This window comes from Paenibacillus sp. FSL M7-1046, from assembly GCF_038007405.1.
GTDB lineage: Bacteria > Bacillota > Bacilli > Paenibacillales > Paenibacillaceae > Paenibacillus_AQ.
Window position 1 is genome coordinate 7,435,318 of the sequence record NZ_JBBOXB010000001.1, and the last position, 12,476, is coordinate 7,447,793.

12 protein-coding genes and 1 pseudogene are annotated in these 12,476 nt (G+C 43.1%); all 13 read right to left on the reverse strand.

Annotated elements, in window-relative coordinates:
- Nucleotides 1–110: 110 nt before the first annotated feature.
- Complete coding sequence (locus NYE29_RS33440; RefSeq protein WP_340899400.1) at nucleotides 111–719, reverse strand: pentapeptide repeat-containing protein; 609 nt, start codon at nucleotides 717–719, stop codon at nucleotides 111–113.
- Complete coding sequence (locus NYE29_RS33445; protein WP_340899402.1) at nucleotides 712–1,533, reverse strand: hypothetical protein; 822 nt, start codon at nucleotides 1,531–1,533, stop codon at nucleotides 712–714. The genes NYE29_RS33440 and NYE29_RS33445 overlap by 8 nt, the downstream gene beginning before the upstream one ends.
- Before the next feature lie 364 nt (nucleotides 1,534–1,897).
- Nucleotides 1,898–4,252 carry a M13-type metalloendopeptidase gene (locus NYE29_RS33450; protein ID WP_340899403.1) on the reverse strand — a complete coding sequence of 785 codons (2,355 nt, stop codon included), beginning with the start codon at nucleotides 4,250–4,252 and terminating at the stop codon, nucleotides 1,898–1,900.
- Between the two features lie 112 nt (nucleotides 4,253–4,364).
- On the reverse strand, nucleotides 4,365–4,553 hold the full coding sequence (locus NYE29_RS33455) for a hypothetical protein (RefSeq protein WP_340899404.1): 189 nt from the start codon (nucleotides 4,551–4,553) through the stop codon (nucleotides 4,365–4,367).
- Nucleotides 4,554–4,574: 21 nt separating this feature from the next.
- Nucleotides 4,575–5,054 (reverse strand): DUF6985 domain-containing protein, encoded by a 480-nt coding sequence (locus NYE29_RS33460; RefSeq protein WP_076110602.1) that lies wholly within the window; start codon nucleotides 5,052–5,054, stop codon nucleotides 4,575–4,577.
- 134 nt (nucleotides 5,055–5,188) lie between these two features.
- A complete protein-coding gene (locus tag NYE29_RS33465) occupies nucleotides 5,189–5,545 on the reverse strand; it encodes a hypothetical protein (RefSeq protein WP_076110603.1) in 357 nt (118 codons plus the stop codon).
- A gap of 93 nt (nucleotides 5,546–5,638) precedes the next feature.
- Nucleotides 5,639–5,818: pseudogene (locus NYE29_RS33470) on the reverse strand (SMI1/KNR4 family protein); the annotation flags it as partial.
- A 220-nt stretch (nucleotides 5,819–6,038) separates the two neighbouring features.
- Complete coding sequence (locus NYE29_RS33475; protein WP_076110604.1) at nucleotides 6,039–6,539, reverse strand: SMI1/KNR4 family protein; 501 nt, start codon at nucleotides 6,537–6,539, stop codon at nucleotides 6,039–6,041.
- 407 nt (nucleotides 6,540–6,946) lie between these two features.
- Nucleotides 6,947–7,411 carry a hypothetical protein gene (locus NYE29_RS33480; RefSeq protein ID WP_076110605.1) on the reverse strand — a complete coding sequence of 155 codons (465 nt, stop codon included), beginning with the start codon at nucleotides 7,409–7,411 and terminating at the stop codon, nucleotides 6,947–6,949.
- Between the two features lie 17 nt (nucleotides 7,412–7,428).
- Entirely contained in the window at nucleotides 7,429–10,053 is a 2,625-nt protein-coding gene (locus tag NYE29_RS33485) for a zincin-like metallopeptidase toxin domain-containing protein (protein ID WP_340899407.1), read from the reverse strand.
- 22 nt (nucleotides 10,054–10,075) lie between these two features.
- Complete coding sequence (locus NYE29_RS33490) at nucleotides 10,076–10,561, reverse strand: DUF4280 domain-containing protein (RefSeq protein WP_076110607.1); 486 nt, start codon at nucleotides 10,559–10,561, stop codon at nucleotides 10,076–10,078.
- A gap of 69 nt (nucleotides 10,562–10,630) precedes the next feature.
- On the reverse strand, nucleotides 10,631–11,191 hold the full coding sequence (locus NYE29_RS33495; protein ID WP_340899408.1) for a hypothetical protein: 561 nt from the start codon (nucleotides 11,189–11,191) through the stop codon (nucleotides 10,631–10,633).
- Nucleotides 11,188–12,426 carry a pentapeptide repeat-containing protein gene (locus NYE29_RS33500; RefSeq protein ID WP_340899409.1) on the reverse strand — a complete coding sequence of 413 codons (1,239 nt, stop codon included), beginning with the start codon at nucleotides 12,424–12,426 and terminating at the stop codon, nucleotides 11,188–11,190. The genes NYE29_RS33495 and NYE29_RS33500 overlap by 4 nt, the downstream gene beginning before the upstream one ends.
- Between the last annotated feature and the right edge of the window lie 50 nt (nucleotides 12,427–12,476).

Genomic DNA, 12,476 nt, shown 5'->3' on the forward strand with positions numbered 1-12,476 from the left:
CTCCCTACGAATAGCTAAAAGAAAAGGAATCGACTAATTTTGAAACGAATTTGTTATCTAGGGATGCAAAAATTTTCGACTGACAAATATATTAAATAAAATACGTTATATTAAAACTCACTTTGGATCTTTTCTAGCACCCCTTCATCAAACCTAGCCCCAATTATATTTGTACCTGCCCAAATTACATCATCCAATTTTGCATTAATAAAATTTACTCCTTCGAAATTTCCATTAGTAAGATTTGCACCACTAAGATCGACATCTCTAAAAGATGCATACTTAGCATTGACACCTGTTAGCTTTGCATTTCGAAATGTACTTCCATTAAAAATGGAGTCATATAAGTCTCCATTTGTTAAATCCACCTGATCAAAACATGCCCTATCGCAAAAACTGATTTTAATTCTAGCAAATCTCATAGTGGATTTATTGAAGTTTGCATCTCTAAAATAACAATCTGCAATATCAACATCCTCCAAATTACAACTGCTAAAGTCAGCGGAACTAAAGTTACAATCACGAAATGACGCTCTTATAATGGAAGATGCCCTTAATTTAACACCGACAGCTGTCATTCGATCAGCTATGAGTTCAGAAAGATCTGAAAAAGTAAGATCTATACCGGAAATATCCATTGATTCAATTATATCTTTTTCATGTATAGAAAATGAGATTTTTGAGAGTCTTTCATCTCTTTCACTACTTTGATTAGCCATTCACTCCCCCCCTTTGTCTTAATATTTGTAAATTCCCCATATATCTTTCCCATGCTTTATTTGGATTAAATGAAACTGATCGTTTACTTTCACTAAAGTTGGGTATAGCAAATACATCGTACTGTTCCAGATAATCCATCACACAAATCCAGCGATCAAGTAATTCATTAGCATCTGCCTCCCAAGGCTTAGCTACAAGATCAACTCGAATCCCTCCCCAATCCGTTTCTGTCACATTAGCAGGAATATTTATGAATATTTCTTTATTAAATAAATCAAATATATCTCCACTAAAATAAGTTCTAGTTCCCATTCCCAGTGGGCCACACGGACCGAAGGTAACCGGAGCAGGTTGAGAGCAAAAATTCATCCATTTGTGTAAACGATCACGTTCAGATTGCCACGGTGTAGAAACTGGCCAAAAGCCATGAGTAATTCCGTATCGTGGCTTAATAATACTCGCAATATTTTCTGATAGTCCATAAATTTCAGGCCAAAGTTTTTTGGGGGTGTTTTTAAAATCGAAACCCAAATAAGCTCTAAAATTTGAAATTAGATCGAAGCTTCCCGAATACTCTATTGAATGTGCTCGCTGAAGGTATAACTCTGAAAACCTTGGTTGTTGCAAAATTATCCTTTCCTTAATCTCTTCACGGTCATACTCAACTTTTACCATCTCACTGTTTCCCCATGAGGTTGGTTTAAAATAATCTTTTGTCTCGAAAACATTTAATATACTGTTTATTACATCCATATCTTCTACATCAACACTCGGAAACATGGAGATGCCAAAAATTTTCGGAAATGCACTCATAGTTTCAAATACCTCCAACTCTATTTAAAGCTTCTTCATGTACCTTTCCCCGTCCCCTAAGTTGTAACTAAACTTGGGAATAAACAAGGCCGTAACTGGTTCTGCCAATTGTCACCATTATATCAGCTTGCTTGACATTCTGTTCGATCTGCCGCCGGATACTCTGTCTTATGCTTCATCATGCTATGCTGTTTCTTCAATTCTGCCGTCACAATCTGTACACGTTTTGCCATTTGTTTCATCCTTCTTTGATTTTGGTAAGTAAAAAAGCTCATTCCTACTCATGGTTCAAGTGGGAAAGAGCTTTGGAGAGTCCATCGAGTTTGTGCCAAGTTGTTTAGTGTTTGGTTTGTTGCTTGTAAGTCTACCAGATACTCACACGCTGCTCTGGCGCTACATACATCGTATCTTTTTCTGTAATTCCATAGGTATCATAAAATTCTTTAAAGCTGGCAACTGTGCGATTCACACGAATTTTGTTAGCGGAATGTGTGTCATTGCTAGAAAGATAAGCAACCACTTCCTTACTCATTGTTGTACGCCAAATCGTTGCATAGCCTTCAAAGTAAGCTTTGTAATCAGCATTTTTCGTTTGAGACAATACTTGCAAGGAGGCGGCCATACCACCAAGATCAGCAATATTTTCGCTCACAGTCAAGCTACCATTATTATATACACCAGGAATGACTTCCAGTCCGTTATAATAAGAAATCACTCGCTCCGTTTTTTCTTGGAACTTCTTATAGTCTTCAGGTGTCCACCAGTTTACAGCATTTCCATTTTCATCATAGGAAGAGCCGAGATTATCAAATGCATGGCTGATTTCATGGGCAATCACCATACCAATTGCACCTAAATTTGTTTCGTGCTTCGCATTAATATCATAAAATGGTGCTTGAAGAATACCTGCTGGGAATACAATTTCATTATTGAGTGCGTTGTAATAGGCGTTAACATTGTAAACACTCATTTGCCATTTACTTTTATCCACAGGTTGACCCAATGTTGCTACTTCTGTTTTCCATGATGCTTTGCGAATAGCTACAAAGTTATCAAATAATGTTCCACCCTCTTTAATGGATACGATGGATACGTCTTTAAATCTGTCATCCCATTTATCAGGATAACCGATCTTGTAGGTCATTTTATCTAGCTTCAGCATAGCTTTAGCTTTAGTGGTTTCAGACATCCAGTCGAGCGCTTTAATACGCTCCTTGTACACCGCAATAAATTCCTTCACCATTTTTTCCACGTCTTGCTTCGCTTCAGCTGTAAAATGGCGTTTTGCAAACATTTGACCTAAGTAATCACTCATTACACTTTGTGTTAATTGAATTGCAATTTCATCTTGTGTTTTTTGACCTTGAATACCAAATAGATTAGCTTGGAAATCCAACGATGCTTGTTGCAACTCTTCACTTAATACGCTACTGGTATTAATAAGCCAAATCGCTTGCATATAGTTTTTAAAATCTTGCACATGCTCATCAGTCATTAATTGTGACAGCTTATTGGCTTGCCCCTTGTCCATTACAATTAATTTATCCACGGAACCAAGCTGTAGCTGCTTCAAATAATTAGCCATATCCAGTGAAGGGAACAGCGCATCAAAGTCTTGGATCGTATATGGATTATAATATTTATTTACATCATTCTGGTCTTGAACGTCCATCGTTGCTGCTGCTATTTGCTTCTCAAACTCATACAATGAGTTTGCCTTTTTCTCGGCAACTTCCTTGCTGTCACCAACAAGTTGGTATAACTTGCTCAAATACGAGACATACACTTGTTTTGCTTGAGCATTGTTAGAAACATAACTCGTCTTGTCTAAAATCAAGCCTACACCTGCATAATATAATGCATTAATGTCACTTTTTTTAGCATCTGCCATGATACCAAATGATAAAATAGAGCCAAAGCCGAGCTCTTTCTCCATCTTCAAGCCTACATTCATTACCTCCTGGATTGTAGAAGCTTGATTCAAGGATGCAATATAAGGTGCAATTGGCTTAATTCCCAAAGCATTACGATGCTTCAAATCTTGTGCATTCGTATAAAAGTCTGCAATTTTCTGTTCTACTGATCCTTTAGCATGTGTGTCCTTCACAACTTCTTGCAGCATATCTTTAATTCGTTCTTGATTTTGTTTATCCAATTCGTTAAATGCACCGTTGGTCATTTCTCCAGCATCAATGGTAGATGCATTCAGCCACTTTTTATTTACAAACTCATAATAATCATCACGAGGGTTTGTCCCCTTTAACGCTACCATTCTTTTAACTAGTGCAGTTAATTGTTCAAGTGTAACTTGATCCTTAGCTCCAAGTTTGCCATCCGTATAACCGTTAACGATACCTGTCGCAGCAATTTTAGTCATCTCATCTTGTGCCCACACCGGGATGTCACTAAAGGAAGACGCTGTATTTAAGCTACGCAAATCGTTTCCTTGCGGCTTCGGTAGGTCTGAGAATGCTCTACTTAGCATAATTAATGCTTCGGTACGAGAGACATACTCACCGTCTTTGGTTTTGCCTTGATCATCCCCCTTCAAAATGTCTTCTTTCTTCAAGCCAGGGTTGTAATCATCTGCAACATTTAATAAATAAGTAACAACCTCTTCTCGTGTCATTGCTGCTTTCTCATCCTTAGCCAGTGCATGTGGCGCTAGTGAAGTAAGTATCAAGGATGAAGACAACAAAAATGCTAATAATTTCTTCAAAGCTTCCCCTCCTCGGATAAAATAAAATCTAATTGGTATTATTTTCATATATCATTTTGTTATTACGTGGTGTTCGTTCTGAAGTTTCACTTTGCTATGTGTCAGCATTAAGTTACATATTGGGGAAATCAACAGGCCTGGGCTGGTAACTATATTGCTTCGCTAAAGCCAATAAATCATCTTCTATCCCACGAAGTAAGTCTTCAGTAAATTGGGATATCCAATAGGAAGCCGTAATTGAAGCACCCATTGAATAATCATCCAGCGCAAATTCCACCAATACATCTAGTAATATGTTCATTCGGCACTGGATAGCCCCAGATTATAGGACTATATCCTGGAAGCCTACATCAACTATTTTTTCATCCTCAATTTTCACAGCAAGCCCATGTTCTATTTCCCAAGTGCAATTAAAAAGCAAACCAATTCTTCTAATTCCATTCTTACGTACTCTTCTTATAATCAATTGAGTAGGTTCAACTAATTTGCCCATTTCTTCTTTATTTTCTATAATGGGAGCAATCTTGTCAGCTACATCCTCCCCCACCATATCTCTATACTCCACATAACTTTCTTGATAATAGTCAAAGATTGCATCCTCTATTTTCGTTATCATATTTTCCATATTACCAACAAAATTAATATACGCTTCTTCTTGAGCACCTTGAAACTCACCTTCTTCGTTTCCATCAATACTTAAAATAACGATTCTCTCTTGTCCAAAGATCTTTACCTTCTGCTTTCCACTCCAGTATAAGTCGTATGTAATTCCACCAAATAATTCATGGTTAAGTCCAGCCATTATGTCATTCTCCTAAATTTTACTTAATAGTTGAGATATATTTGAAAAAACCGAGATAAAACGAAGGTAGCGAAAAACAGACCAATCATGGTAACGGAAAAGCGTTATTTAGGTTATAAAATTAAAACATTTCTCTATGCCTTATATGATTCTGATTTAATAAAGTTATCTACTAGAAATTTATCATTTTCACTTAGACTCTCAAAAAGTTCATAGAATTTATCCTTGGCATTTTCATTGTCTAAAAGTGCTAACGTTGCTAAAGCAACGTGTCCCATTTGCCATGGCCCAAGAAATTTATTGTGTTTCAACAGTTCACTGAGTTCAGCTAATCTATCAACTATTCTTTGATTACAATAATTTCTTTCTATCGCTTTAAACATCGCCATAACAACAACTCTATAACTGTAAGCCTTCATACAAACAATTAAATCTTCATTTTGGATTGTATCATTTTCAAGTTCTTTTACTAATTCAGCTATTAAAGCCACTGTTCTTTTCCCTTCTAGGTTTTAGACTAGGCTCGCCTTCCTTCTCAACTTTCCGGCCAGCTTCTTCCAGGTTTGGTAACGTAATCACCTTATTTATGTATAACCCTGAGCGTATTCTGAAACCTCATATGTTTGATTTCTTTCAAAAATAACATCAGTACCAAAAATTATGACACCTTCTTTTGTTTCAAAGCCGTTAGTTAACTTTAGGAGATCCCTAAATACTTTGGGGAATTTAAAACCTATTTCTATCCCAATCTTGTTGATTTCATTTTCATCAACTGGAGGATAAAGATTAAAACTTGCTTAAGATTGTAGATTTGTCATTTAAAGCCTCCTAGTCCAACAAAGAATCTGTATGCTTCCCCAATTACCTCATTACCACTAAAAGTTGGAAACTGGAGGTAACCAAAAATTTGCATACGACATGCATACACCTGTCAAAATATCAGGGTCATTACTCAGAGTGCTATAAAATTCATTTCAATATCAATTAATAACGCGGAAGTTCACCATTATATTTCTTTATCAAAAACTCTGAAAAGGTCTCACTTAATTTCGTGAAGTCATTTTGAATGTAAGACTCATCATAGCTTTCTTCAAAAAAGTAGACGGGAGGATTGTCTCCATCATCAAGATTGAAAAACCAATACATGTATCCTTGATGCCCCATAAAAACAAATTGATTATCACCGATTCTTTTATTAAAATTACATTCTTCTAATAGCTCCAATGCTCCTTCTTTAAATCCATTAAATCTCTCCATATTCCTAATACTATAATCCGAACCACTGAACATCACATAACCCCTGCCAGCGCATTCCATAAACTTCAAATATGCTTCAGGCAATTTTTTGTTATCTGCTAATTGTGTTATTAGTATCATGTCATTTTCATCACAAGGTTTAAGTTCGTTACTATAATGCTCCTTTAGGAAAATTAAAAATGAATCAATATTGTCTTCTTCCAAGTATTGCTTTTTAATATTATTCATCAAATACAACTCCTCTTAATATTTTTGAATTCTTCTTGAAATTGCTTTTATAAACATCATTGTCTCTAAATACACGGTAGGTATTATTTACAGAATTGCCTGTCCCCTTATTAAAAATCTTAAACTCTACTAAGGAAAGATGGTAGTTTATTCCGGTACAATATCCATCGAGGTATCTATTCGTTAAGTTGCGACCGATTTCAAAAACTGTGGAAAAAAAAGATAATAAAAACAGGTCAATCATGGGGTTATCTGACCATAATCGACCTGTTCTAAGTACGCTCTTACGTTATTATCCTTATACTTTCCAAAAATGTGTTATTGATTGATAATGAGTTCCTTCTATACCTACCCACTAAAATCACTACTTAAAAAATAAAATAATAGGATTAAAAATGATTTCAATATTATTCCTCATCATCTTCTAGGTCTTCACCACTCATAATATACTCTATATCTTCATCAGTGAACTCGTTACCTTCTGATACTGGATGTCCATTAGGATCTAACATCCCCATTACCGCTTTATCTCGGTCTGATACCATTATAGTATAATCTTCAAACAAAAATGGATTTGGTGGTAAATCTACAGTAACTCTCCAAGCAGGTCGAATATCATCATTCTCTCTATTTTCTAAATCTACTTTAAACGTATAGGCTTCGTCAAAAAACAAACTTTCTATTTGCTCATTAACCGTCCCATCCAATTCATGTTCTTGATGGTACTTTTTTGCGATTTCAATGGCTTCTTCTGGGGTCGAAACGACATCAATCGGGATTTCTTCTATTTTACGATGATGTCTAGGAAAATCTTTATTTACTGATTCTATCAACTTTTCAAGTTCTTCTTTAGTTCTAATGTATTTTTCCACTTCTGTACTCCTTTCAACTATTTAAATTTTAATCGTAATCTGTTGATATACTCAATTGAATGTTTAATTGACGCATCATCGAACAAATGTTGATTTTTCATTATTTGTTCAAATACATATTCTTCTCTGTCTAGACGACTCAACTTCATATAAGCGTCTTTCCCTATACCCAACCATTGTTCAGCGTGATAACCTTCGTGGTATATATTCACAACCGTAGGGTTTTTCTTTATAAATATCCTCCCTTTTCCATAATCGAATGCCGCTTCGTGATTACCTGTGAGTACCTTCCCTTTTTTATCCATTTTTACAGGTATCCCTAATTGTCCCCATTTCTCCTTGAATTGTTTCACCTGTTTCTTTGTTGCGAGTGTTTCTCCTATATCATTAGTTTGTTTATTTACTTTTCTATAATCATAACTTTCATTAGCTCTCTTATCACCTTCTCCGGTTCCCTTAGAACCCCCACCCTTCCCTTTCTTCAACCTACTCCGGCCCATAAGCATACTCAGGGTAAACACCGCTGCCTTCACAATATTCGAATCTGCATGTTCGCTCAGTGCATCTACCCCGGAGCCCATCGCCAAAGTTGCCAGGTAGTTGACTCCCATTCCACCTGCTAGGTGTAGCACTTTTTTCAGCTTTGAGTGTTTTTCCAGGAGGGTATTCATGCCGCTCTTCAGCTTGCCAGCTAGATCGAACGCGCTCACATTGCTCGCCAGCTTCTTCGCTTTTGTCAGCACTTTCCCTAGACCGGCATTCAGCGCATCCCCTGCGGTATCCGCTATTCTTCCGATCGCCTTCGCGACATCGGCTCCCTTGCTTGCCACGGTTTTGATTGCGCCGTAGGCTTTGCTCGCCTGCCCTGCCAGGTCTATTTTCTGCAGTACTCTCCTGACTTTGTTTCCCAGCTTCACTCCCGTCGGCCCCCAGCCTGCAAAGGGAACTGAAGCACCTACCGAAAGGAGGGCACTCGTATAATCCCCGCGTAGCGCATAGATCCCCGCATTCGCCAAATCTGCGATTTCTCCTACACCCGGGATCAGGCCCGCCACATCCAGCACCGTCTGGCTTACATCCAGCACCTTGCTCCAGAAGCCTTTTTTCTTCTTCTTTGGTTGCTCTTCGGGGGCGGCTTCTTCCGGCACGGCCACTTCGCTCACGAACGGGGCTTCGTATTGCGGCTCCAGGTCTTCCACCTGCACGGGCAGCTTTATGATGCCATTCATCGTCAGGCTGCTTCCCCGCAGGTCCGACATCCCGTCTAGCACCAGACTGCTGTCTCCGCATTGCAGGAACAGAATTTCCTTCGCTTCGATCTCTATACTTTTCTCGCTGTCCAGTACCAAATCCTGCACGGTGTTCATCTGGATGCCGCTATTACTCGTGATCGAGATGCCTCCGTCGTCCAGTGTGATGAACAGGCTCCCTTCGGTCGCAATCAGCGACATCTCCGCATCGGTCATCCGCATCTCTTTCCCGAAGTTCGTTCCCCAGCTCTTGGTCGCCGGATCTGCGGTCTTCGGTGACGGACTGCTGCCCCGCCTCACCGATCCCATCGCGAACGCGTCTTGTTCACGCCCGCTTCCGAAATACACCTGCACCGAATCTCCAGCTTGCGGCATGCAGTAGAAACCTCCACCGTCACTCGCGTAGACCGCGGAGTACGGCATCCAGCTCGCTTCGTGTTCCGCTTGGGTCGCATCCACGTCCAGATGCACTTTTACGGTATCCTTCTTGACCGCCAATATCTTGCCTTCCAGCGAGGCTCCTGCCAGTTCATCGTTGCGGATTTCATTTTCCCGGATCCCGCTGTGGGGACTGAGGGTATACGTATGTATGAGCATGCCCTGCATAAGCCTGCTCTCTGCCGCTGCTACCCGCAGCTCCTGTCCTTGAAATTGTACGGTATCTCCGAGTCCGAACCAGCGCCGCGTCTGTACCCGGTAAGAGGTAAAGTCGGCTTCTCTTACGTCTGCGGCTCCCGCCGACCAGGACATCTTCAGCGCGTGCAGATCTCTTGTTACTGTATAATTCTGATCCTTAAGCTCATGATATCCGCCATCCGGGACACCAAAATACAGCTTCGGCGCATCCGCAGTCACCTCCGGGATCACCACCGCTCCGAACCGGGATGCGATTCGCCGCAGGAACTGCCAATCCGTCTCGCGGTACTGTACCGTCAGCCCTCCCAGCTTCGTGCCGCTGCTCACGTAGTCGATGAGGTCAGACTTTGGGTAGGCTGATAATACCTGACGGATCACGTCCTCACATTCCATCTCGCTATGCTGAAACGAACGAATTCGCGGCTCGATGTCCAGCAGATACGAATAGGAAACAGCCTCCAGTTCCAGGATGTATACCCCCTGAACATCCCGGACACCAACCTCCTGGATGATCCCCTGAAACAGCTTGCGTATTTCTTGGCCCCGTTCACCAGTCTCGATGAGGGAGATATTCTCTCCGTTTGCGGTCATATCGATTTCCCGGTCCTGTTGTTCTTCGGGAAGAACAGCGGTCAGGAACAAGCGTGCATGTCCGCCTGCCTTCCGCTCCATATGTATGCTCTGGATGCTGTGCACGGGATAGGGCGAATGGCACTTGAGGTTCCATGTGCCTGTTGCGGCTTTCACAATGCCCATTGTCTCACTCCTCTCCTTTACATTACCGGATGGCCCCGCCGAACCCGCTCGTCGTCCCCTCCAGGCTCGATCCCCCAAGCTCCTGACCGTCATCCTCGATCACAATCCGTCCCCCATAAACACACTGGTTCACACATGTGCTGAGCAGCGCGGGATGTCCATCCACAAGCACATCTGTTTTTCCGTCCATCCACGAAGTCGAAATCCCCGGAACACACGGCGCCTTCTTCCGCCCTTCAATATCGAGTTTCCCGATCTGGACAGCCGGGTTCAATAAGCTGGTACAATTCCCGAATGGCATAATGTGGATCATCGGGTTCTTGTCCTCCACATTCAGCTGTGCTTTTTCTTTCAGGTGTACGCCGTGGCTGTAAGGGACTTTCAAGCGATTCAGCTGAGTTCCGCATGTACAGCTTAAGATTGCCCCGGCAACCACGTAGCTCGGCTCTGCCCCTCCTCCGTCCTGTTCCACAACATCCGGTCTCGTGATTCCTTTGATTTCTGCCATAGAGCTTCCCTCCTAAATTCAACTGCCTATGTTAGTTGAAGTGCCTACAATAAACGATTTCCATTTGCCTCACACCATCGGCTCCGCTGTTGTCATCTCTACCCGCTGCATACATAACCCGGTAAAGTCCCTGCGCAAAATGGCTTCCGCGAGGGCGAGGTTGATCAGGAACACATTCTCGTGCAGCCGATTATCCACGGCCAGGACAATCGGCCAGATGCAGGTCTGCAAGCAGTCCGCATCTACCTTCAGCCGGGTAAGGCGGCCGCTGCTGTCGAACTGGCTGTCTTCGTTCAGACAGGCAAGCTGCGGTGGAACCAGGAACCAATAGGGGTACAGCTGCTCTCGTTCGGCGTCCATTAGTCCGGCCAGACGGAAGATCAGGCGCGGGGCAAAGGTCTGAAGCAGCTGCTTCAGAGGATCAGACCACAGCGGATAAGGCCGCTCAATGAGGTCCACAGCCACCGGCTGGTGACTGGGCTGCAGCGCAAAATGCAAATTAGCCCGCTCCAGTTCCCGTAAATCCTCCCCCTTCAGCCATTCCGGACGGATGGCTTCTTTTACACCACGCGGTTCAAGTGCCCCCCGCACACGCATGTCCTGTGAGAGCTGGAACCAGTCGTTTCTCATTGCTGTTCCTCCTTCAGCCAATCCGTAATGGCTTCTTCAGTGAACGGAAGTTCCGGCATTTCCGGACGTTCGCTGAGCAAGCTGCACGCGCCCGTGTCCATCTGCACTCCCATTAAGCAGGAGCCTGAGAAGTTCGTTCCACGCAGATCAGCTCCCCGGAAATCCGCATCGGTCAGATCGCACCATCCAAGGATCGCTCCGGTCAGCTTCGCCCCCGTGAATCTTGCACCCCGCAGCTTGGCCAGAACAAATTCAGCCTCGCTTAAGTCTGCTCCGGCAAAGGATACTTCTTGGAAGCCCGGAATCTCCCAATTCCCTGGATCAGGAAGCCCGCAATCCGCCTCCACCCGATGAAATAATGCCCCCACCAGACGACAATTCTCGAAGCTTGCACCGTGCAGCCACCCCTGATTCCATTCCGTATCCGTCAAATCGCAGCCTTCCCAGACTGTACCCACCAGATTGCTCTCTGCGAAGCTGCTACCGCCAAAAGCGCTCTCGCGAAAGGCAGAATAACGAAAATCCATTTCACTGTAATCTCCGCCTGCCAGATCCAGCCGCTCCAGCGCGCCGTATCCGTAAGCACCTTCGATCCGCTCAGCCAGCCATTTCCGAATCTCGGTCTCATCCGTAGGGTCGCTATCCTTGCGGTAGACAGACTCGCTGATATCGAGATACTCGCCCACACGCACTTCAACAATTCCGCATTGCTCCAGCTCACGGAATCCCTCGGTAAGCATCGCCTCCGGCATCGCCGAGCGGAGCAGTGCAATGACATATTGATGCCCATGCTGCGATTCACGCAACAGCAGCTTCTCCAGGTCGGGACGGCTGATACCTCCGGTATACGGGGAACCCGGGCGTTGTCTTTCCTCCTCCAGCAGCAGCTGGAGCTCATCCAGATAGCCGAATGCCCAAGAAGCATCATACTCACCCGCCACAGAAGCAGGATCAAACAGCCACGTCTCATCCGAAGCCTCCACCAGATAGACTCCGTGTCCTTCCTGCAGCCGGGTCCGAAGCATCGAATAGGTGAAATGCCCGATGGCTCCTTTCTCTCCTATGCTCTGCAGCTCCGCCACCTCCCGGCACAGCTTGTCAAAGTGGCGGATGAACGCCTCCTGTAGAGGCTTGCGGTTGGCCTGATACAGCTGCTCCCAATGCAGCAGCACCCGGTTACGGACCGGTTCCACAATTTCTTCCATAAACATCTCCATCACGGCAGTCTGAGCCAACAGCTTCCCCTCCTGTTATCGCTTGCTCCAGTTTAGGCTTTCCTTCATAG

Bases quoted from the DNA above. Each gene is read 5' to 3' on its own strand.
- NYE29_RS33440 (WP_340899400.1), bottom strand. From the start codon at position 719: ATGGCTAATCAAAGTAGTGAAAGAGATGAAAGACTCTCAAAAATCTCA.
- NYE29_RS33445 (WP_340899402.1), bottom strand. From the start codon at position 1,533: ATGAGTGCATTTCCGAAAATTTTTGGCATCTCCATGTTTCCGAGTGTT.
- NYE29_RS33455 (WP_340899404.1), bottom strand. From the start codon at position 4,553: ATGAACATATTACTAGATGTATTGGTGGAATTTGCGCTGGATGATTAT.
- NYE29_RS33460 (WP_076110602.1), bottom strand. From the start codon at position 5,054: ATGGCTGGACTTAACCATGAATTATTTGGTGGAATTACATACGACTTA.
- NYE29_RS33475 (WP_076110604.1), bottom strand. From the start codon at position 6,539: ATGAATAATATTAAAAAGCAATACTTGGAAGAAGACAATATTGATTCA.
- NYE29_RS33485 (WP_340899407.1), bottom strand. From the start codon at position 10,053: ATGGGCATTGTGAAAGCCGCAACAGGCACATGGAACCTCAAGTGCCAT.
- NYE29_RS33490 (WP_076110607.1), bottom strand. From the start codon at position 10,561: ATGGCAGAAATCAAAGGAATCACGAGACCGGATGTTGTGGAACAGGAC.
- NYE29_RS33495 (WP_340899408.1), bottom strand. From the start codon at position 11,191: ATGAGAAACGACTGGTTCCAGCTCTCACAGGACATGCGTGTGCGGGGG.